This window comes from Actinomyces sp. oral taxon 170 str. F0386, from assembly GCF_000195595.1.
Taxonomy (GTDB): domain Bacteria; phylum Actinomycetota; class Actinomycetes; order Actinomycetales; family Actinomycetaceae; genus Actinomyces.
The window spans coordinates 11,725-31,515 of sequence record NZ_GL882532.1; the positions used below are offsets into that span (position 1 = coordinate 11,725).

The following is a 19,791-nucleotide window of genomic DNA, read 5'->3' on the forward strand; positions in this document are numbered from 1 at the left end:
CTGGTTGGGTAGAAGAAGGACGATGTCACCGCGGCCGTCCCCTGGCGGCCCGTGCGCCCTGCGCACAGCGGGACCCACTGAGAAGACAGCGAGAAGGAGGACGGGGCGATGCGCGTACTCGTCGTGGAGGATGAGGAGTACCTGGCCGAGGCCATTGCCACCGGGCTGCGGCGCGAGGCGATGGCGGTCGACGTCGTCGGCGACGGGGCAGGCGCCCTGGAGCAGGTGGCCACCAACGACTACGACATCCTGGTCCTGGACCGGGACCTGCCCGTCATCCACGGCGACGAGGTGTGCCGCCGGGTGGTTGCCGAGCACCCCGGCACCCGGATCCTCATGCTCACGGCCTCGCGGACGCTGGACGCGCGCGTAGGCGGCTTCGAGCTGGGCGCGGACGACTACCTCACCAAGCCCTTCGAGTTCCCCGAGCTGGTGGCCCGGCTGCGGGCCCTGGGGCGGCGCAGCCAGCCGGCACGCACCCCGGTCCTCGAGGCCCACGGGGTGCGCCTGGACCCCTTCCGCCGGGAGGTCTACCGCGACGGGCACTTCATTCGCCTGAGCCCCAAGGAGTTCGCGGTCCTCCAGGTCCTCATGGAGGCCGAGGGCGGGGTCCTCAGCGCCGAGACGCTGCTGGAGAAGGCCTGGGACGCCAACGCCGACCCCTTCACCAACTCCACCCGGGTGACGATCTCGCACCTGCGCCGCAAGCTCGGCGAGCCCTGGGTCATCCGTACGGTGCCCGGCGCCGGCTACAGGTTCAGCGCATGAGCGGCGACTCCCGTCCCCGGCCCGAGGGCACAGGCGTCGCGGATTCCGATGACTCCTCGGCCGGCACCGACGGTGTCCGTGAGGACCGCTTCCGCCGTTGGCGGCACCTGAGCATCCGGGCCCGACTGACGGCGACCTACGCGGGTCTGGTGACGATCTCGGGGACGGTTCTCATCATCCTGGTCTACTTCTACACCCGCTACATCACGCTCTCCATCGCCTTCGGCCCGCCTCAGCAGGTTCCCGCGATCGACCTGACGACGCCGCAGGTCGCCCAGGTGGACACGAACCTGTTCGAGCTGCTGGGTGCCATCCTGCGCTCCGCCGTCGGGGCGCTCCTGCTGCTGGCCGTGGTCTCCGGGACGGTCGGGTGGGTGCTGGCCGGGCGGATGCTCAGGCCGCTGTCCTCGATGAACGCGGCGGCCAAGCGGGCCGCCTCGGGCGACCTCAGCCAGCGCCTGGCCCTGTCCGGGCCGCGAGACGAGATCCACGACCTGGCGGATACCTTCGACACCATGCTGGCCTCGCTGGAGCGCTCCTTCTCCGTCCACCGGCGCTTCGCGGCCAACGCCTCCCACGAGCTGCGCACGCCCCTGGCCACCACGCAGACGATGATCGACGTCGTTCTGTCCGATCCGGATGCCTCCGCCGAGGACCTGCGCCGGGTGCTGACCCGGGTCCTGGAGACCAACCGCGCCAACCGGGAGACGATCGACGCCCTCCTGGACCTGGCCGACGCCCAGTCCGGAAAGCTGGCCCACGAGGACGTGGACATGGAGGCCACGGTCCGTGACGCCCTGGGGATCATCGCACCGGAGGTGGCCGAGTACGACCTGCACGTCTCCACCCACCTGCTGCCCGCCCGGGTCCCCGGAGACCCGGTGCTGCTGCGCCAGAGCGTGTCCAACCTGCTGCGCAACGCGGCCCGCTACAACACCGAGGGAGGCCGGATCACGGTCGACATGACGCGCCTGAACGACGGCCTGCGGTTGACGATCCGCAACGACGGCCCGCTGGTGGCTGCCGAGAGCGTGGAGTCCCTGCGCGAGCCCTTCGTTCGCGGCGAGGGGCGGGGGCGGACCCGAGGATCCGGGCACGGGCTGGGCCTGGCGATCGTGACGGCCGTGGCCACCGCCCATGGCGGCTCCCTCCGGCTGAGCGCCAACCCCGCGGGCGGGCTGACCGCCGTCCTCGAGCTGCCCGGAGGCGAGGAGGGCTCGGCCGAGCCCTTGTGACCCGTCAACGGCTGACGGCCGTCAACCGAGAAGGTCGACGGCCGTCAGAAGCCAGATGCGGACGCTCAGCCCACGAGCGCCGCTCGAGAGCTACTGATTCTTCTTGCAGGAACTGCTGACGAGCTCGAGGAAGAGCCTGACCAGGCCGATCTCCACAAAGACCCAGGGAGAGGTGAAGAACAGCTTGAGGAAGACCTGACCGTAGTCGTTTCCATAGCTGCTGGTCGAGAGGAGCCCGGAGTCGTAGATCCAGCTGGCGATGAACGCGGCCACGGCAACGAAGAAGAAGGGCTTTCCGAACTTCTCGGCGAAGGGCTTGGCGGTGTCGAAGAAGTTGCCCATGAAGCTGTCCCCGGTCTGAGCGGGCGGGAAGGGCTGACCCGGGGCGCCGGGAACACCCGGGGCACTGGGGGCACCAGGAGCACCCTGAACCCCCGGAGCGCCGGGCGCACCCTGGAACTGCTGCTGGGGCGGGTAGGGCTGACCCGTGGCCGGAGCGGAGGGGGCGGAGGGCTGCTGCTGATAGAAGGGCTGACCGGGGTTGGGGGGCTGAGTCATGAGGCTGTTCGCTTCCTTCAGTATTGGGGACGCAGGCAGGCTACCGCCTCTCCTGTGCCCTGTGAAACGGACAGGTCAACCCTCACATCTTGCGAGGCGACTCACAACCCTCGCGACAAGAGATGATGACGCGGCACAACGCCGGGTATCCGCTGCTCCAGAGCGGTTGCCCCGGGGGGAACCGGGGACAACCGGCGTGCTGGAACGGCATCGGGGAAGAACTCCCCATCGGTCCGCATCCCATAACGCGCCTACCGCCTCTCAGCGAGCCAGGTCGTAGACACCGCGGGACGTAGCGGACTCGGCCGGCGCAGCCACGACAGGCGGAACCGGGAGCCGACGTCGGCGCTCGCTGCGGGCGACGGCGGTACGCAGCAGGGTCTCGAAGGGACCGGCATGCCCGCCGCGCTCCAGCACCGCGCACAGGCCCACGGTCGCCAACCAGACCGCCAGTGCGATCCCTGCGGCCCGGGCCTCGCCCAGGTGAAGCCCGATGCCGGTCAGGGTGGGAAGAGCCAGGAAGATGGTGGCGAAGAGGAGGCTCTGGGAGAGGTAGGCGGTCATGGAGCGGCGCCCCACGGCGGAGGCCAACCGGCGCAGGCCAGTCAACCGGCCGTCCGCCGTCGGCCCGCCGGCGTAGAGGGCCAGCAGCGCGAGCCAGCCGCATGCACCGGCCAGTCCCGTCACCTCGTGAAGCGGAGCCGTCCAGGCGGCCAGGGGCCCGCCTGCGGCCCAGATGCCGTACCCGATGCCGCCCGCGGCCCCGACCCCCAGGCCGCCCAGGCCGACGGCGAGCAGGAGCCGGCGGTGGCGCTCGGGGTGGGCGAGGAGGTCGGTGTCGGCAAGACGGGCCCCGAGGAACATCGCCGGCACCACCATCGAGAAGAGCACCGTTGCGACCGAGTTCCCGGCCCAGGAGGTGACGGAGCCCGAGATGTAGGACAAGAGGGTCGCAGACGATTCGCCGGTCCCCTGCTGCATGGCTGCTGCAGAGGTCAGGCCCTGGGCCGCAAGATGGCTGCCCATGGTGTACATCGTCGTGATGGCGGCGATAGTGATGACGACACAGACGGCCATGGCCCGCTTGCGGTGCTTGCGGGCCAACCAGCCGGCGAAGACGGCGGCGGCCAGGCCGTAGGTACCGATGATGTCACCGGAGAAGAGCGCGGCGTGGGCGGCGCCGAAGAGGATCATCCACAGACCTCGACGCCGCACCAGACGGCGCGCATCCACGGTGGCCTGCTCACGGGCCCAAGTCTCCTCCTGCGACGTCGGCTCGCGGCCGGCCTCCACGCCGGGGAGGGAGCTGAGATAGGACCTGGTGCCGGAGGCGACGCGCCGGTTGATCATGGTGGCCAGTCCGAAGCCGAACAGCATCGCGAACAGCGGATAGGCCCGATGGTCGACCAGGAGGGTGCGCACCCACAGCCATGCCGTGTCGGCAGCGTCGCTGGGGGCGGAGGAGCTCGTGGTCACCACCCAGAAGGGGATGTTGGCCAGCGCGATGAACAGGAGCATGAGGCCACGGGAGACGTCCGGGGCTGGGAAGCGCTGACCCTGGGAACTGGTGAAGGAGGTCGCGAGTTTCATGTCTTCCACGGTAGGAAACCGCGGTGTTGCACACCTCCCCCGCCAGGGCTGTTCTCCGGCCTTGTTCCTCTCCCACCCGAGGGGGTGAGGAAGGCCCTGGTCCTCCTCCCGGAGGACCAGGGCCCCTCATCCTGACGGCCGCATGATCGTGCGCCGGCGCCCCGCGAGGCGCGGGCTCCCATGCCGGCGAGCAGCCGCCGTGGGCTCATCGTCCGCTCAGCACTGCGCCCGATCAGGCGTCATCGGGTCGGGCGGTCGGCGGCGCTGCCGTCGCCCGCTTGCGCTCGCTGCGGGCGACGGCGGTGCGCAGCAGCGTCTCGAAGGGACCGGCGTGACCGCCACGTTCAAGCACCGCGCACAGGCCGACCGTCGCCAGCCAGACCGCCGCAGCGATCCCTGCGGCCCGGGCCTCGCCCAGGTGGAGCTCCATGCCAGTCAGTGCGGGCAGGGCCAGGAAGATGGTGGCGAAGAGGAAGCTCTGAGAGAGGTAGGCGGTCATGGAGCGACGCCCCACATTGGAGGCCAGCCGGCGCAGCCCCGTCAGCCGACCATCCGGTCTCGGCCCACCGGCGTAGAGGGCCAGCAGAGCGAGCCAGCCGCAGGCCCCGGCCAGCCCCGCCACCTGGTGCAGAGGAACGGCCCAGAGGCTCAAGGACCCTCCCGTGGCCCACTGAGCGACCCCAATACCGCCCACGGCTCCGATCCCCAGGCCGCCCAGGCCGACGGCGGTCAGGAGGCGACGGTGCCGCTCGGGATGGGCGATGAGGTCGGTGTCGGCCAGGCGGGCCCCGAGGAAGGCCGCGGGGAAGATCAACGATATCGGCGTCGTACTCAGGTTGACGGCCCAAGAGGTGACACCGTGGGAGACGTAGGACAAGAGGGTCGTAGCCGATTCGCCGGCCCCCGCGTGCATATCCGTCGCCGAGGCCGCACCCTGGGAGGTCTTGAAACTGACGATGACGCAGGTGATGACGACGCTGGCAACAAGGATGACGGCGCAGAGGACCGCTGCCCGCTTCCAGTGCTTGCGGGCGAGCCATCCGGCGAAGATGACGGCGGTCAGCCCGTAGGCAGCGATGACGTCGCCGGAGAAGAGCATGGCGTGAACAGCGCCGAAGAGGATCATCCACAGGCCACGGCGCCGCACGAGGCGACGGGCGTCGACAGTGGCCTGCTCACGGGCCCAGGCCTCCTCCTGCTCCGTCGGCTCACGCCCGGCCTCCACACCGGGGAGGGACTGAAGATAGCTCTCCGTCCCGGAGGCGATGCGCCGATTGACCATGGTGGCCAGTCCGAAACCGAACAGCATCGCGAACAGCGGATAGGACCGGGCGTCGATAAGAAGAGTGCGCACCCATAGCCAGGCCGTGTCTGCGGCATCGTTGGGGGCCGAGACCCGCGCCATGCCGGTCCAGAAGGGGATATTGGCCAGGGAGATGAACAGGAGCATGAAGCCACGGGCCACATCCGGGGAGGGATAGCGCATCCCCCTGGTGCCGGTGAACGATGTCGCGAGTTTCATGACCTCCACGCTAGGAAGCCCCTGTGATCCACACCTCCTCCGCCGGGGCTGTCTTCCGAGCCTGCGCCTCACCCGTGGGCACGAGAGGAGCCCCGGCGCCTCCTCCCGGAGGACCAGGGCTCCTCATTCTGACGACGGCGGTGCGCAGGAGGGCCTCGAAGGGACCGGGCTCGCCGAGTCGCTCAAGCACCGCGCACACGCCCACGGTCACCAGCCAGACCACGGCCGCGACTGCAGCGGACGCCGCCATTCCCAGCTCCAAGGGGTTCCCGGTCAGTCTCGGCATGATGACGAAGATAGTGCCGAACATGAGCGTCTGAGACAGGTAGGCGGTCATGGAGCGACGTCCTACGGCGGCGAGCAGCCACTTGAGACCGGTCAGTCGTCCGTCCGACGTCGGCCCGCCGGCGTAGAGGGCCAGCAGCGCCAGCCAGCCACAGCCTCCAGGCAGGCCCAGGACCATGATCAGCGTGGAGTCGATCTCCCAGGACTGGGCACTTGTGAACGGGACGAGAATCTCGTGGAGCGCTCCGAGCGCACCCAGAGCCAGGCCGCCGAGCCCAACGGCCGCCAGCAGGCCGCGGTGGCGCTCGGGGTGGGCGATGAGGTCGGTGTCGGCCAGGCGGGCCCCGAGGAAGGCGGCCGGAAGAACCATCGTGGTGAAGGCCACCCCGACGGCGAGCGAGAACCACTCACCCACGTTGGTCACGAACCAGGGCAGCGTGGACAGCACCGACTCGGCCGAGTCGGTAGGTGCCGCAGCCGTCGGGGCGGTACTCGCCGCAGTGGAGGCAGCCGCTCCGCCGTCGGGCCCCGAGAACATCGACAGGAGCACCGGCACGACCTGGAACAGAAGAACGAGGGCGCACACCGCCAGCTGGCGCTTGTGGTGCTTGCGGGCGAACCAGCCGGCGAAGACGACGGCGACGATGCCGTAGGCGCCGATGATCTCTGAGGGGAAGAAGACGCCGTGGACCAGCCCGAACAGGACCATCCACAGGCCCCGGCGCCGCACGAGGCGGCGGGCACCGACAGTCGCCTGCTCGCGGGCCTGGCTGACCTCAGCAGCCGACGGCGCACGGAGCCCGCCGGTCAGATCCTGGCAGTAGACGCCGGCGCCCGATGCGATGCGCCGGTTGACCATCGTGGCCAGCCCGAAGCCGAAGAGCAGAGCGAACAGCGGATAGGCGCGCTCGTGAATGAACAGGGCGTTGATGAAGGCCCAGATCCTGTCGGCGGTCGACGGCGTGAATCGACCGGTGCCGTAGCTCCAGAAGCCCACATTGGCCAGGGCGATGAGCAGCAGCATGAAGCCGCGGGCGACGTCGGGGGCGGGGTACCGCAGGCCGCGGGAGCCGTTGAATGAAGTCGTCGTGTTCATGGCTCGACCGTATAAAGGCCCGTCATCACGCGGCGTCCGCCTTAAGCGCCGAGATCGCCTCCACCGAAAGGTGGATCCTCTGCCCTGGCCATTCTTCCGGAGGACGGTTCGGTGAGAACGGCTCTCGGAGCAGTGCAGGCGGCTACGCCCCCGGCCGGCTGATGGGCTGGACGGCCGGCGGAGCCATCGACCGCTTGCGCTCGCTGCGGGCCACGGCGGTGCGCAGCAGCGTCTCGAAGGGACCGGCATGCCCACCGCGCTCGAGCACCACGCACAGCACCACCGTCACCAGCCACACCGCCACGGCGATGAGGGCAGCCGTGGCCGGCCCCAGCCACAGGCGCTCCCCCGTCACCAGAAGAGGGACGATGACGAAGATGACCCCGAACAGGATCGTCTGGCTCAGGTAGGCCGTCATGGAACGGCGCCCCACGGCGGAGGCCAGCCGACGCAGTCCCGTCAACCTGCCGTCCTCCCTGGGCCCACCGGCATATAGGGCCAACAGCGCCAACCAACCGCAGGCGCTGGCCAGACCGAAGAGCTCTTTGGCCGCGAAGTCCCACGGCCACGCCGAGATGGGCATCATCTTGGTCAGAGCGCTGTGGAGCGCGCCCCCGGCCCCCACCGTCAGGCCGCCGATTCCCATCGCCGCGAGCAGACCTCGGTGCCGCTCCGGATGAATGATGATGCCGGTGTCGGCCAGGCGGGCGCCGAGGACCGCAGCGGGGACGATGAGCGCGAGGAGGACCTGGATGAACAGCGCGATGGTCCACTCCACGATGTTGGCTGCGAACCAGGGCAGCGCTATCGTGAACTGGCTCTCCTGAGCACCGGACCATACGGCGATGGTCTCCGGAGAGGCGAAGCCCATCGCCAGGAAGTTGGCGGCGGCCAGGAGCGTGATGAAGGCTCCGGCGGAGTAGAGAAGGGTGTACTGCTTGCGCGCCAGGCAGCCCGCGAAGAGGACGGCGACCAGCCCGTAGGCGCCGATGATGTCACCGGGGAAGAAGATGCCGTGAACGAACCCGAACAGGATCATCCACCAGCCCCGGCGCCGCACGAGGCTACGGGCGTCGACGGTGGCCTGCTCACGGGCCCAGGCCTCCTCCTGCGGCGTCGGCTCACGCCCCGCATCCGCACCTGGGAGGGACTGAAGATAGCTCTCCGTCCCGGAGGCGATACGCCGATTGATCATCGTCATCAGCCCGAAGCCGAACAGCATCGCGAACAACGGGTAGGCCCGGTGATCGACGAAGAGCTCCCGGATGAACACCCACCAGGCATCGGCCGCCGAGGCCGGGAAAGTACCGACGAAGCTAGCCGGCACCCTGCTCCACTGGGGCACGTTGGCCACCGCGATGAGCAGCAGCATGAAACCCCGAGCCACGTCCGGGGCTGGGTAACGCACGCCCCTGGAACTAGTGAAAGAGCTGATGAGATGCATACCGTTGATAATACGACGCAACACACCGCCAGATCTCGCTCCCCAGGTGGAGCGCTGCTTTCACTCAGAAACTCCGGCGGAGACGACTGTGGTACCGGCCGCCGCCCGTGGCGCCGGGCGAGGCGGCTTGCGCTCACTGCGGGCCACGGCGGTGCGCAACAGGGTCTCGAAGGGACCGGCGTGACCGCCACACTCCAAGATGACGCACAGCCCAACAGCCAGCAGCCAGGCCAGCACCGCCACCCCGGCGGCCGCGATCGGTCCCAGCCACAAGCGCTGCCCGATGAGGGCGGGGAGGATGACAAAAATCGTCCCGAACAGCATCGTCTGACTCAAGTAGACGGTCATCGACCGACGCCCGACGGCCGAGGCGAGCCACCGCAGTCCGGTGAGCCGGCCGTCCGGCCTCGGGCCGCCGGCGTAGAGCACCAGCAGCGCCAGCCAACCGCATCCGCCGGCCAACCCGAAGACGTTCTGGGCAGCGGTACTCCAGAGCGGCATCGGCATCATCCCCATCTGGGCCAGGGTCATCGGCAATGCGCCGAGTGCTCCCAGAAGTAAACCACCAACCGCAACCATCACCAGCAGACTCCGATGCCGTTCGGGGTGGACGATGAGATCAGTGTCGGCCAGGCGAGCCCCGATGACAACCGCCAGGAGGATAAGGCCGACGGCGCCCATGAGTGTCTGTACCGCCCAGCTGCCCGGATTGGTGATGAACCACGGCAGAAGCGCCTGCTCAGAGGTCGTCGCCTCTCCCGCTCCGGTCGCGGACTCACCTTGAGAAAGGAACCCAATCATCAGCAAAAGTGCTATCTCGGTAAGAGTGGCGATAGTACCCGTCACCACCAGCCGCCGAAACTGCTTGCGTGCAAGCCATCCCGCAAGAAGTACCGCAACCAGTCCGTAGGTGCCAATGATGTCGCCAGGGAAGACAATGCCATGGACGAACCCGAACAGGATCATCCACCAGCCCCGGCACCGCACCAGGCGGCGCGCATCGACGGTCGCACGCTCGTGCGCCCAGGCCTCCTCCTGCGGCGTCGGCTCACGCCCCGCATCCGCACCTGGGAGGGACTGAAGATAGCTCTCCGTCCCGGAGGCGATACGCCGGTTGATCATGGTCATGAGCCCGAACCCGAAGAGCATCGCGAACAACGGGTAGACCCGGTGATCAACGAAGAGCATCCGGATGAACAGCCAAGCACTGTCAGCCATCGACGGGTGGAAACGAGCACCGGTAACTGTCGGTAAGTTCTTCGCCACCCACACGGGAACATTCGCCATCGCGATGAGTAGGAGCATCAGCCCCCGGGCTACATCCGGGGCCGGGTAGCGAAGATCCCGAGTGCTGGTGAAAGAAGTCGTCATATGCATGACACCGACAGTATTGTCGGCAATATCGGCATACATCCCCCGCAGAGACATGAGCCAAAGGTGCCGACATCCCCCGAAGAACTAAGGACCGCGTCTTGTCATCCCCACCAGGGATAGGGATACACGAGCTCCTGACGAGATCGCACAGCCCCTGGCCCACAACAGCGTTCAGGGGCGTGATGCCCTCGTCGGCACGAGCGCCGTGCTCACGGCACCCGCAGTGCCCGCCGCGCTGGCGGTGCGCCCGCCGCGCGGCTCGGGACCGCGCTCAGGCCCACGCCCCTGTCGCCCGGGCGCGACGACCTGGACCTCGCCGTCAGCGGCCGCGGCGAAGATCCTCTGGACGACGGCCTCCCGGCTGCGCATGCGGGCGTTGTCGGCCTCCAGCTCCTCGACGCGGGCCTCCAGAGCGAGGATGCGGCGGACGCCCTCGAGGTTGATGCCCTCCTGGGACAGGGCCTGGATGCGGCGCAGGCGCTCGACGTCGCGGTGGGAGTAGCGCCGGCCCCGCCCGCGGGTCCGGGCGGGGCGGACCAGTCCGAGCCGGTCGTACTGTCGCAGGGTCTGAGGGTGCATCCCGGCGAGCTCGGCCGCCACCGAGACCACGTAGACCGCGCGCTCGGCCGCGTCCTCGGCCAGGTAGTCCAGACCCTGCCCGGCCCGACGCCGGCTCACGTGCCGGCCTCCTCCATGAGGGTCGCCCGCGGGTCGGTGTCGCCCATGGCCTCATCGAAGGCCTCTAGGGCCTTCTTAGCGGCTTTGGAGAGCTTCTTGGGGACGGCCACCTCGATGGTCACCAGCAGGTCGCCGGTCTTCTTCCGGGTGGTGGCGCCTTTTCCGCGCAGGCGCATGACGGTGCCCGAGGAGGTGCCGGGCTTGATCTTGATCTTGGAGGTACCGCCGTCGAGCAGCGGGACCTCGACCGTGGCGCCCAGGGCGGCCTCGCGCAGGGTGACAGGAAGGTCCATGCGCAGGTTGGCGCCGTCAACGGGGTCGATGGAGTACACCGGGTGCTTGTTGACGCTGATGGACACCACCATGTCACCGTTCTCGCCACCGTTGAGACCGGTGCGTCCCTTGCCGCGCAGGCGGATCTTCTGGCCGTCGCGCACGCCTGCCGGGATGCGGACCTTCATGGTGCGTCCGTCCGCGGTGAGCTCCACGGTGGTGCCGGCAACGGCATCGCGCAGATCCAGCGACGCCGAGGTCAGGACGTCGGAGCCCTTCTGCGGCTGGGGCGGGGAACCGAAGCCGCCGAAGCCGAAGGGGCCGGGGCGGCCGCCGGAGCGGGTGGGGCTGGGGGCGCCGCCGAACATGCGCAGCAGGTCGTCGAGGTCGGGCTGAGCGCCGCCGGCGCCACCGGTCTCGAAGCGGACGTTACCGCCCTGGGCGCCGAACATGGAGGAGAAGATGTCCTCGAATCCGGCCGCACCGCCGGCGCCTCCCGGGCCCCCGGCCTGGAAGCGGGCACCGCCCCCGGCCATGGAGCGGATCGCGTCGTACTGCTTGCGCTCGGCCTCGTCGGACAGGACGGCGTACGCCTCCCCGATCTCCTTGAACTTCTCCGCCGCCGCGGCGTCGTCGGGGTTGCGGTCGGGGTGGTACTTCTTCGCGAGCGTACGGTAGGCCTTCTTGATAGCGGCGGCGTCGGCGTCCTTACTCACGCCGAGGACCGCGTAGAAGTCCTTCGTCATCCAGTCCTGACTGGCCATGGTCGTCTCACCGCCTCCTTATCCGGGTGATCGTGGGTTTTCCTTACTGATACAAGCTGTTGAAAGTCATGGGGCAACCTCCCGGCCGACGGCGGGCCCGAGCCGGCGTTTCCGGCGGGCCCGGGCCTGCCGTCGGACCGGGGTGGTTAGTGCCGTGGATGTGTGGTGGATACCGGCTCAGGCCGGGTTGGCGACCTGGACGCGGGCGGCGCGCACGACGCGCTCACCCAGGCGGTATCCGGGCTGGAGGACCGCGGCGATGGTGGGCTCGGTGACCTCGCTGGACTCGGTGGCCATGAGGGCCTCGTGCAGCGTGGGATCGAAGACCTCGCCCACAGCGCCGAAGCGCTCCAGGGAGTACTTCTCGGCCAGGATCGACTCGAGCTTGCCGGCCGTGGTCTCGAAGGTGCCGGTCAGGTCACCGTGCTGGCGGGCCAGCTCGATCTCGTCGAGGACCGGGATGAGCGCCTCGACGACGTCGGCGGCGCCGGCCTGGCGGTGGGAGGCAGCGCCCTCGCGGGACCGACGCACGAACCCCTGGTACTCCTGCTGGAGGTTGTAGAGGTCCGCCCGGGCCCGGGCCAGGTCGTCGGCCGCCTGAGCGGCCTGGGCCTGCGCCTGGGCCAGGGGGTCGTCCCCCGCCGCGTCCTCGTCGGAGGCGGCGGCATCGGACTGGCCGGCCGCGCCCTCAGGCGCGCCCTGGGCTAGCTCGTCGCGGACGTCGTCGGGCACCTCCTCGAAGGCCGACTCGACGGCCGCCTGGAGCTCGGGGTCGATGCCCTCGTTCTCGGGGGTGGGGCCGGCCGAGGTCACTTGGAGTCCTCGTCGTCGACGATCTCGGCGTCCACGATGTCCTCGTCGTTGGAGGACGCGGCGCCGGCGGAGGAGGCCGAGCCGGTGGCACCGGAGGCGTCACCCGCGGCCTGGGCGGCGTCGGCCTGGTAGATGGCCTCGCCGACCTTCTGTGCCACCGAGCTCAGCCTCTCCTGAGCGGTCTTGACCGGCTCGATGTCGTCGCCCTCGAGGGCCTTCTTGAGGTCGGTGACGGCCTCGGAGACCTCGGAGTGGACGTCCTCGGGCAGCTTGTCCTTGTTGTCCTTGAGGAGCTTCTCGATGGAGTAGGCCTGCTGCTCGGCGGAGTTGCGGGTCTCGGCGTCCTCACGGCGCTTCTTGTCCTCCTCGGCGTGGGCCTCGGCCTCCTTGACCATGCGGTCGATGTCCTCCTTGGGCAGGGCCGAGCCGCCGGAGATGGTCATGGACTGCTCCTTGCCGGTACCGCGGTCCTTGGCCGAGACGTGGACGATGCCGTTGGCGTCGATGTCGAAGGAGACCTCGATCTGGGGCACGCCGCGGGGGGCCGGGGCGATACCGGTCAGCTCGAAGGTGCCCAGCGGCTTGTTGTCCCGGGCGAACTCGCGCTCGCCCTGGTAGACCTGGATGAGCACGGAGGGCTGGTTGTCCTCGGCGGTGGAGAAGACCTCGGAGCGCTTGGTCGGGATGGCCGTGTTGCGCTCGATGAGCTTGGTCATGACCCCGCCCTTGGTCTCAATGCCCAGGGACAGCGGCGTGACGTCGATGAGCAGGACGTCGCTGCGGTCGCCCTGGATGACACCGGCCTGGAGGGCCGCGCCGATGGCGACGACCTCGTCGGGGTTGACGCCCTTGTTGGGCTCCTTGCCGGTCAGCTCGCGCACCACCTCGGTGACGGCGGGCATGCGGGTGGATCCTCCCACGAGGACCACGTGGTCGATGTCGGAGACCTTGACCCCGGCGTCCTTGATGACGTTGTGGAAGGGGATCTTGGTGCGCTCGAGCAGGTCCGCGGTCATCTCCTGGAAGTTGGAGCGGGTCAGCTTCTCATCGAGGTGGATGGGGCCGGACTCGCTCATGGAGAGGTACTGCAGGTTGATGTTCGTGGAGGTCGCCGAGGACAGCTCCTTCTTGGCCTGCTCGGCGGCGTCCTTGAGGCGCTGCATGGCGATCTTGTCCTTGGACAGGTCCACGCCGTCCTTGCTCTTGACCTGCTTGACCAGCCAGTCGACGATGCGGGCGTCCCAGTCGTCGCCGCCCAGGCGGTTGTCACCGTTGGTGGCGCGCACCTGGATGGTGGAGAAGCCGTCGTCGTCCTTGCCGACCTCGAGCAGGGAGACGTCGAAGGTACCGCCACCGAGGTCGAAGACGAGGATGAGCTCGTCCTCCTTGCCCTTGTCCAGGCCGTAGGCCAGGGCCGCGGCGGTGGGCTCGTTGACGATGCGGTCCACGGTCAGGCCCGCGATGGTGCCGGCCTCCTTGGTGGCCTGGCGCTCGGCGTCGTTGAAGTAGGCCGGGACGGTGATGACCGCGTTGGAGACGGGCTCACCCAGGTAGGCCTCGGCGTCGGTCTTGAGCTTGGCCAGGATGCGCGCGCTGATCTCCTGGGCGGTGTACTTCTTGCCGTCGATCTCGACGGACCAGTCGGTGCCCATGTGGCGCTTGACCGAGGAGATGGTGCGGTCGACGTTGGTGACCGCCTGGCGCTTGGCGATCTCGCCGACGAGGATCTCGCCGGACTTGGAGAAGGCGACGACGGAGGGGGTGGTACGGCCGCCCTCGGCGTTCGGGATGATGGTGGGCTCGCCACCCTCGAGGACGGCGATAGCAGAGTTGGTGGTACCGAGGTCGATACCGACAGCGCGTGCCATGTGATGTGCTCCTTGTGGTTGCTGAGTTGTTGTCAGTCGATGTCTGAGGTGAAGGCCGGATGCCCCGGCGACTTCAGGTTGAGTCGTATGCACTCAGGATTGTGGTTGAGTCGGGTTCTGTCAACTCGATGGCACCCAACCTTGAGTCTGACTGGCTCAACCTTAGGACTGGACGATCCATTCCACGGACAGCAGGTGACCTGCGACACGCGCGCTGCATCGCGAGCCACCCCCCTCGTGAAGCACCCGCCCACGGCAGCATGGCGGACAGTTCAGGCGGCGCCAGAGCGGTGCACCCCGCCGCTCCGGCACATCGGGAACTGCGATATCTCGCGAGGACTGCGTTTTCCCGCAGATGACTGAGGCCGCACCCTAGAGATTTGCGGGAGAACGCAGTCCTCGTCGTGAAAGTACGTTCTCGATCAGCCCACCAAGCCCCACGCACCGCCGAAGTGTCACGATTGGCGACTTTTCAAAGTCCACCAGCGTCACCCCGGGACCACACCCCTCGACCAAACAGCACATCACAAGTTACCTTGGATCTGTGGACGATCCGATCATTGCCAGATCGGCGCTGAAGCACGGCCTGAGCGAGGCTGACATCCTTCACGCCTATCACCACCCCATCCGGGCATGGGACATGGGAGATGGTTTCACTATGCTCCTGGGAGCCAACCGGGCTGCCCTTGTCCTCGAGATTGGCTACATTCAAGGCATCACCACAATCGTCATCGTCCACGCCATGCGTGCCCGAGAGAAGTTTCTGAGGTGATGACGATGCCCCGTACTGTTGACGAGATCCTGGCGCATGCCGACGAGCTGGCCGCCCGCTTCGAAAACTACGACCCAATCGAGGCCGATGAGGTCGACGTGGCCGCATTAGCGGCCTTGCGAGACGCAGTTGCTGAACAGGCCCAGGCCGAACGGCATGTCCTTGATGCCATCAGAGGCGCTCGGGACGCTGGGATGTCCTGGGCAGTCATTGGAAATATGGTCGGAACCTCCGGTGAGGCCGCCCGCCAGCGCTATCAGCCACTCGTGGCTTGAGGTAGATCAGGCCACGTCGGAAGCGACAGGCCTGCACCGGTGTGGAGGCATTCGCCAGCCCGGTAGCCTGGCACGCATGAGCACCCCTCCACCGGAAGGCCTGCCCGATCCCGAGGACGTCTTCGATCATCTGCGTCGCGAGGACGGGGAGCATGTGGGCTATATCGAGATGAGTGCGGACGGCCGGTTCATCCCTTACGACCGGCTGTGGATCCGGCGCGGCGAGGCCATGGAGCTCGACGAGGCCGAGGCGGTCCTGGACGCGATCGGTCTGCGGCTTCTGGCGGAGGACTGGCTCCTTGAGGAGGACGATCCGCAAACGGGCGAGGCTAGCTGGACCCGGGTCAGGATCCGCGAGATCCACCGGAACCGCGTCATCGTCGCCAGGGCGGTGGAGGACCTGTCGGCCACCAGCGTCGCCAAGTCCGTGGACCTCATCGGTGCCATCGAGCTGCCTCTCCCGACGACGCGACTGCGCCGAGCCGCCTGAGCAGACACCACAGAGTCTGCGGGGCATGAGCCTTTACTCGCCCAGACGGTGGGCCTGACGCTCGGCCTCCTGGGCAGCCATGCGCTCCTTCTCGCCCCTCTCGCGCAGGCCGAAGACCGCCAGGATGTTGGCGATGACGCCGACGGCCACGATGACGACGCCGAAGGCGGCACCGCTGGCCTCCCCGGTCAGCCCCACCAACGGGCTGACGAGTCCGCCGACGACGAACTGGAGGAAGCCGAGCAGCGCGGACCCAGTCCCCGCCCACCGGCCGGTGCGGTCCAGCGCGAGCGCCGGCGCGTTGCCCATTGACAGCCCCAAACAGGCCGCGTGCGCCAGGAAGAGCGCCACCACGACGACGAGCAGCGGCACCCGCTCCGCGCCCGTCACCGGCTCGCGCAGCCAGGTCAGGCAGACCGCGGCGAAGACGACGTCGACGATCAGCCCCACAATGAGCCCGACCCACACCTGGCGGGCCTGGGAGAAGCGACGCACCAGGGATGCCGCCACACCGATCGTCACGGTGACGGTTGCCCCACACAGGCCGAACACCGCCGTGTAGGCCACTGTCCCCATACCCAACACGTTGCGCAGCACGAAGGGAGCGGCGGACAGGTAGGCCATGAGCAGCCCGAAGGACAGGGCATTGATGAACAGGAGACGCACGAGGACGTGGTCGTGGGCCAGCTCGCGGGTGCCGTCGAGCAGGATCCGCAGGCCGCCGTCGTGGCGCCGCTCGGCGGGCAGGGACTCGGGTACCCAGAGGGCCACCATGAGGACGAGCAGCCCGGTGAAGGCGGCCACGACCCCTAGGACGCCGCGCCAGCCGATGGGCTCGACGAGCACGCCACCGAGGATAGGGGCGACCACGGGGGCGATCCCCTGGATCACCATGACGACGCTGAGCGCCCGGGCGGCGGTGATACCGCGGGAGCGGTCGGAGATAACGGCCCGACCCAGGACCATGCCGGCTGCTCCCCCGAGTCCTTGGAGGAAGCGTGCTGTCAGGAGGATGGACAGGCTCGAGGCCAGGGCGGCGCCGATGCTGGCAGCCAGGGCGAGCACGCTGCCCCACAGCAGGAGGGGACGCCGGCCGACCCGGTCGGACAGGACCCCGATGGTCAGCTGCCCCAGGGCGATCCCTACGAGGAAGGTCGTCATCGTCAGCTGGACGCTGGAGGCGGAGACGGCCAGGTCGTCGGCCATCTGGGCGAAGGCCGGCAGGTAGGCGTCGGTGGCCAGGGGCGCGACGGCCGCGAGCGCGGCCAGGGCGATGAGGAGCGTGGTGGGGAAGGCCGCCCTCAACCCGCTGTCGGTGGGGGCGTCCGGCGAAGCTGTCATGACCTGAGGGTAGGGATATTTTCAGCCCGCACGGCAGTACACGGGCGCGTGATGCGGTGCACGGAGCAGGCGGGCGCACCACAGGATCGCGACAGCACATGTGTCGCTGCCCGCATCTAGACTGACCGAGTGACCAACCCGCTGATTGATTCCCTGACACGCGCTGTGGACACCGCCCCCGATGACGTCCAGCTGCGCACTCACCTAGCCGAGCTCCTTATGGATGCCGGCCGAAGCGCTGAGGCGGTGACTCACTGCGCCATCGCCCTTCAGCACGCCCCGACCGACGACGCCGCCCGCGCTCTCATGGCCAGAGCGCTCTCGCCGCAAACCGCGCAGGCCCCCGCTGAGCAGGCGGCAAGCATGCTGGAAGAGCAGGCGACCAGCGTATCGACACCGGCGGGTGTCCCCCAGGGAAAGGAGGATCCCTCGGAGGCTGTCACCACCCCACCGGAGCCCGAGTCATCGGAGGCTCCGGCATTCGGCAGCTCAACGACGTCGGACAACACCGGGGACTTCGACTGGCGGCGGGCCGAGGAGGACCTCGGCGGACCGGCTGCGCCCTTCGTCTCTTCGAGGCCCTCAGAGCCCTCCGACTCCGACCCCGCTCTCTGCGAGCCTCGCCCGGTCAGGGCCGACGGCCACAGTGACCCGGCCGACTGGGAGGTGGAGCGGGCCGGTGTACGCCTGGCCGACGTCGGGGGTATGACCGAGGTCAAGAACCGACTCGAGGCCTCCTTCCTGGCGCCTATGCGCAACCCCGAACTGCGCCGACTCTACGGCAAGAGCCTGCGCGGCGGCCTGCTCCTGTACGGTCCGCCGGGGACGGGAAAGACCTTCATCGCCCGTGCCATCGCCGGTGAGATGGGAGCGGGTTTCCTGTCCGTGACGATCTCCGACATCCTTGATCCCTACATCGGCAACTCCGAGGCCAACCTCCACAACATCTTCCAGCAGGCCCGCGACCACGCACCTTGCGTCCTCTTCCTCGACGAGCTCGACGCTATCGGCATCAAGCGCTCACTCTCACGTAACTCGAGCATGCGCAGCACCGTTAACCAGCTCCTTGAGGAGCTCGACGGCGTCGGCAGCAACAACGAGGGCATCTACCTGCTGGCCGCCACCAACGCCCCCTGGGACATCGATCCGGCACTGCGCCGCCCAGGGAGGCTGGACCGGACCCTGCTCGTCCTGCCACCGGACGAGCCGGCGCGCGCCGCCATTCTGCACACGCACCTGCGTGAGCGACCCGTGGAGGGAATCGACCTGCAGGCCCTGGCACGGGCGACCGAGGGGTTGACCGGGGCAGACCTGTCGCACGTGTGCGACTCCGCTGCTGAGAAGGCGCTCATGGACTCGGTGCGCACCGGCCGACCTCGGCTCATGAATATGCAGGACATGGACGCAGCCCTCAAGGAAGTCCGCCCCTCGACCGGCCCCTGGTTCGAGACCGCGCGCACCGTCGTCGAGTACTCCGATGCCTCCAGGGAGTACGAGGAACTGCGCGAGTGGATGAAACGACGCCGCCTGCTATGAGCACGCCGACGACGTCATCCGAAGGCGGCAGGTCCTTGGAGGATGCCTACGAGCGCGAGCTCACGTGGGCCTTCCAGCTCACCGAAGCCGGGCAGGACGAGCAAGCCATGCAGATCCTCACCCGCCTACTCGCCGGTTACCCAGACAACGCCGGACTCACCTACACGGTCCTGGCGGTCACGCACAGCGCCGCAGGTCGACTCGAGGAGTCCGAGGCCATGGCTCGACAAGCGATTGCAGCAGCGCCGGACTATTCCGAGGCCCACCGCCTTCTGGCCCACGCCCTGATCTACCAAGGCAAGGAACTGGAGGCGGAGCACTCATTGAGGACCGCGCTGGAACTGTCCCCCGAGGACGTCTCGCTGTTCTCCCTCATGGCGACGGCACTGACCAGGATGGGGCGTACGGAGGAGGCGCTGTTGTACGCCCACGAGGCGGTCAGGCTCTCCCCGGAGAGCGCCGACAGCCACGCGGCCCTGGCCGCCGCGCAGAGAACAGCCGACCCGGAGGCGGCCAAGGCCTCTTTGCACGAGGCGCTCAGGCTCGACCCCCTGTGCGAGGAGGCTCTCCTCCTCCAGTTCCAGATACTCGATCGCCGCACGAGACCCCGTGCAGCGGCCAAGGCACTTGCCGCCTACACGGCCCACACTTCCGTGCACGCCATGGCGCGCATTGCGGTCAGTTCCTTCCTCCTAAAGTTCCTGAGCGTTGCTCACTTCGGAATGCTCGGGTGCATGTTGCTGACGACGATACTCCTCGCCCTGGTCAGAACATCCGACCTGCCTAGCGAATTCCTTCTTCTTCCCCTGTTTCTGACGGCGGGCCTCACATGCTGGGCAACGCTCGCACGAATCCGGGCTTTTCGTCTTTATTTCGCGGGCCGCTGCTGGCGACTGCTGCGCGCCTGCATCCGACATCATCGGTATCTCGCATTGTGGGGTGCAGCGGTTCCGGTGATCTGGCTAATCCTTGTCATCGGCGTCATCCGTGCGATCCAAGGAGACGACGCCATTCTCTCCAGCACCTTGAGCATCAGCATCGTCCATCTGGTACTCGGTTGGGGTGGTTCCCTGCTGGTGCCCTTCATTCAACGCCGGAACACCTGACAG

At 68.3% G+C, this 19,791-nt stretch carries 18 protein-coding genes; 7 read left to right on the forward strand and 11 right to left on the reverse strand.

Annotated features, from left to right (window positions below; genetic code table 11):
• The first annotated feature begins 108 nt into the window (after positions 1–108).
• Together HMPREF9056_RS04630 and HMPREF9056_RS04635 are read left to right on the forward strand one after the other, a co-directional pair.
• Positions 109–768, forward strand: a complete 660-nt coding sequence (locus HMPREF9056_RS04630; protein WP_009403320.1) for a response regulator transcription factor — start codon at positions 109–111, stop codon at positions 766–768.
• Positions 765–2,003 (forward strand): cell wall metabolism sensor histidine kinase WalK, encoded by a 1,239-nt coding sequence (locus tag HMPREF9056_RS04635; protein ID WP_009403323.1) that lies wholly within the window; start codon positions 765–767, stop codon positions 2,001–2,003. Before HMPREF9056_RS04630 ends, HMPREF9056_RS04635 begins: the two co-directional genes overlap by 4 nt.
• Before the next feature lie 90 nt (positions 2,004–2,093).
• On the opposite strand, the gene HMPREF9056_RS04640 is transcribed toward HMPREF9056_RS04635, so the two are convergent.
• From HMPREF9056_RS04640 to dnaK, 10 genes are all read right to left on the reverse strand, one after another.
• Complete coding sequence (locus tag HMPREF9056_RS04640) at positions 2,094–2,561, reverse strand: collagen-like protein (protein ID WP_009403325.1); 468 nt, start codon at positions 2,559–2,561, stop codon at positions 2,094–2,096.
• A 261-nt stretch (positions 2,562–2,822) separates the two neighbouring features.
• A complete protein-coding gene (locus HMPREF9056_RS04645) occupies positions 2,823–4,151 on the reverse strand; it encodes a DUF418 domain-containing protein (protein ID WP_009403326.1) in 1,329 nt (442 codons plus the stop codon).
• Between the two features lie 232 nt (positions 4,152–4,383).
• Positions 4,384–5,673 carry a DUF418 domain-containing protein gene (locus HMPREF9056_RS04650; protein WP_009403328.1) on the reverse strand — a complete coding sequence of 430 codons (1,290 nt, stop codon included), beginning with the start codon at positions 5,671–5,673 and terminating at the stop codon, positions 4,384–4,386.
• 10 nt (positions 5,674–5,683) lie between these two features.
• Complete coding sequence (locus HMPREF9056_RS04655) at positions 5,684–7,054, reverse strand: DUF418 domain-containing protein (RefSeq protein WP_009403329.1); 1,371 nt, start codon at positions 7,052–7,054, stop codon at positions 5,684–5,686.
• Between the two features lie 142 nt (positions 7,055–7,196).
• Positions 7,197–8,498: a DUF418 domain-containing protein gene (locus HMPREF9056_RS04660; protein ID WP_009403330.1), complete on the reverse strand. Its 1,302-nt coding sequence runs from the start codon at positions 8,496–8,498 to the stop codon at positions 7,197–7,199.
• A gap of 60 nt (positions 8,499–8,558) precedes the next feature.
• On the reverse strand, positions 8,559–9,875 hold the full coding sequence (locus HMPREF9056_RS04665; RefSeq protein WP_034513847.1) for a DUF418 domain-containing protein: 1,317 nt from the start codon (positions 9,873–9,875) through the stop codon (positions 8,559–8,561).
• Between the two features lie 168 nt (positions 9,876–10,043).
• A complete protein-coding gene (locus HMPREF9056_RS04670; RefSeq protein ID WP_009403332.1) occupies positions 10,044–10,550 on the reverse strand; it encodes a helix-turn-helix transcriptional regulator in 507 nt (168 codons plus the stop codon).
• Complete coding sequence (locus tag HMPREF9056_RS04675) at positions 10,547–11,587, reverse strand: DnaJ C-terminal domain-containing protein (protein WP_009403333.1); 1,041 nt, start codon at positions 11,585–11,587, stop codon at positions 10,547–10,549. Before HMPREF9056_RS04675 ends, HMPREF9056_RS04670 begins: the two co-directional genes overlap by 4 nt.
• A gap of 177 nt (positions 11,588–11,764) precedes the next feature.
• Positions 11,765–12,400 (reverse strand): nucleotide exchange factor GrpE, encoded by a 636-nt coding sequence (locus tag HMPREF9056_RS04680; RefSeq protein WP_009403334.1) that lies wholly within the window; start codon positions 12,398–12,400, stop codon positions 11,765–11,767.
• Positions 12,397–14,268: a molecular chaperone DnaK gene (gene dnaK / locus HMPREF9056_RS04685; protein ID WP_009403335.1), complete on the reverse strand. Its 1,872-nt coding sequence runs from the start codon at positions 14,266–14,268 to the stop codon at positions 12,397–12,399. The genes HMPREF9056_RS04680 and dnaK overlap by 4 nt, the downstream gene beginning before the upstream one ends.
• 544 nt (positions 14,269–14,812) lie before the next feature.
• Here dnaK and HMPREF9056_RS04690 point away from each other — a divergent pair.
• From HMPREF9056_RS04690 to HMPREF9056_RS04700, 3 genes are all read left to right on the forward strand, one after another.
• Positions 14,813–15,040: a hypothetical protein gene (locus tag HMPREF9056_RS04690; protein WP_009403337.1), complete on the forward strand. Its 228-nt coding sequence runs from the start codon at positions 14,813–14,815 to the stop codon at positions 15,038–15,040.
• A gap of 5 nt (positions 15,041–15,045) precedes the next feature.
• A complete protein-coding gene (locus HMPREF9056_RS04695; protein WP_253269935.1) occupies positions 15,046–15,315 on the forward strand; it encodes a hypothetical protein in 270 nt (89 codons plus the stop codon).
• 76 nt (positions 15,316–15,391) lie between these two features.
• Positions 15,392–15,805: a hypothetical protein gene (locus HMPREF9056_RS04700; RefSeq protein ID WP_009403339.1), complete on the forward strand. Its 414-nt coding sequence runs from the start codon at positions 15,392–15,394 to the stop codon at positions 15,803–15,805.
• Between the two features lie 33 nt (positions 15,806–15,838).
• On the opposite strand, the gene HMPREF9056_RS04705 is transcribed toward HMPREF9056_RS04700, so the two are convergent.
• Complete coding sequence (locus HMPREF9056_RS04705; RefSeq protein WP_009403340.1) at positions 15,839–17,146, reverse strand: multidrug effflux MFS transporter; 1,308 nt, start codon at positions 17,144–17,146, stop codon at positions 15,839–15,841.
• A gap of 129 nt (positions 17,147–17,275) precedes the next feature.
• Here HMPREF9056_RS04705 and HMPREF9056_RS04710 point away from each other — a divergent pair, with 129 nt between their 5' ends.
• Together HMPREF9056_RS04710 and HMPREF9056_RS04715 are read left to right on the forward strand one after the other, a co-directional pair.
• Positions 17,276–18,682: an ATP-binding protein gene (locus HMPREF9056_RS04710; RefSeq protein WP_009403341.1), complete on the forward strand. Its 1,407-nt coding sequence runs from the start codon at positions 17,276–17,278 to the stop codon at positions 18,680–18,682.
• On the forward strand, positions 18,679–19,788 hold the full coding sequence (locus HMPREF9056_RS04715) for a tetratricopeptide repeat protein (RefSeq protein ID WP_009403342.1): 1,110 nt from the start codon (positions 18,679–18,681) through the stop codon (positions 19,786–19,788). The genes HMPREF9056_RS04710 and HMPREF9056_RS04715 overlap by 4 nt, the downstream gene beginning before the upstream one ends.
• Positions 19,789–19,791: the final 3 nt, after the last annotated feature.

What these genes read in the sequence shown, in the direction of transcription:
- HMPREF9056_RS04630 (WP_009403320.1), top strand. Translation starts at nt 109, where the DNA reads ATGCGCGTACTCGTCGTGGAGGATGAGGAGTACCTGGCCGAGGCCATT.
- HMPREF9056_RS04640 (WP_009403325.1), bottom strand. Translation starts at nt 2,561, where the DNA reads ATGACTCAGCCCCCCAACCCCGGTCAGCCCTTCTATCAGCAGCAGCCC.
- HMPREF9056_RS04695 (WP_253269935.1), top strand. Translation starts at nt 15,046, where the DNA reads ATGCCCCGTACTGTTGACGAGATCCTGGCGCATGCCGACGAGCTGGCC.
- HMPREF9056_RS04635 (WP_009403323.1), top strand. Translation starts at nt 765, where the DNA reads ATGAGCGGCGACTCCCGTCCCCGGCCCGAGGGCACAGGCGTCGCGGAT.
- HMPREF9056_RS04705 (WP_009403340.1), bottom strand. Translation starts at nt 17,146, where the DNA reads ATGACAGCTTCGCCGGACGCCCCCACCGACAGCGGGTTGAGGGCGGCC.
- HMPREF9056_RS04650 (WP_009403328.1), bottom strand. Translation starts at nt 5,673, where the DNA reads ATGAAACTCGCGACATCGTTCACCGGCACCAGGGGGATGCGCTATCCC.
- HMPREF9056_RS04660 (WP_009403330.1), bottom strand. Translation starts at nt 8,498, where the DNA reads ATGCATCTCATCAGCTCTTTCACTAGTTCCAGGGGCGTGCGTTACCCA.
- HMPREF9056_RS04700 (WP_009403339.1), top strand. Translation starts at nt 15,392, where the DNA reads ATGAGCACCCCTCCACCGGAAGGCCTGCCCGATCCCGAGGACGTCTTC.
- HMPREF9056_RS04715 (WP_009403342.1), top strand. Translation starts at nt 18,679, where the DNA reads ATGAGCACGCCGACGACGTCATCCGAAGGCGGCAGGTCCTTGGAGGAT.
- HMPREF9056_RS04655 (WP_009403329.1), bottom strand. Translation starts at nt 7,054, where the DNA reads ATGAACACGACGACTTCATTCAACGGCTCCCGCGGCCTGCGGTACCCC.
- HMPREF9056_RS04645 (WP_009403326.1), bottom strand. Translation starts at nt 4,151, where the DNA reads ATGAAACTCGCGACCTCCTTCACCAGTTCCCAGGGTCAGCGCTTCCCA.
- HMPREF9056_RS04665 (WP_034513847.1), bottom strand. Translation starts at nt 9,875, where the DNA reads ATGCATATGACGACTTCTTTCACCAGCACTCGGGATCTTCGCTACCCG.
- dnaK (WP_009403335.1), bottom strand. Translation starts at nt 14,268, where the DNA reads ATGGCACGCGCTGTCGGTATCGACCTCGGTACCACCAACTCTGCTATC.
- HMPREF9056_RS04675 (WP_009403333.1), bottom strand. Translation starts at nt 11,587, where the DNA reads ATGGCCAGTCAGGACTGGATGACGAAGGACTTCTACGCGGTCCTCGGC.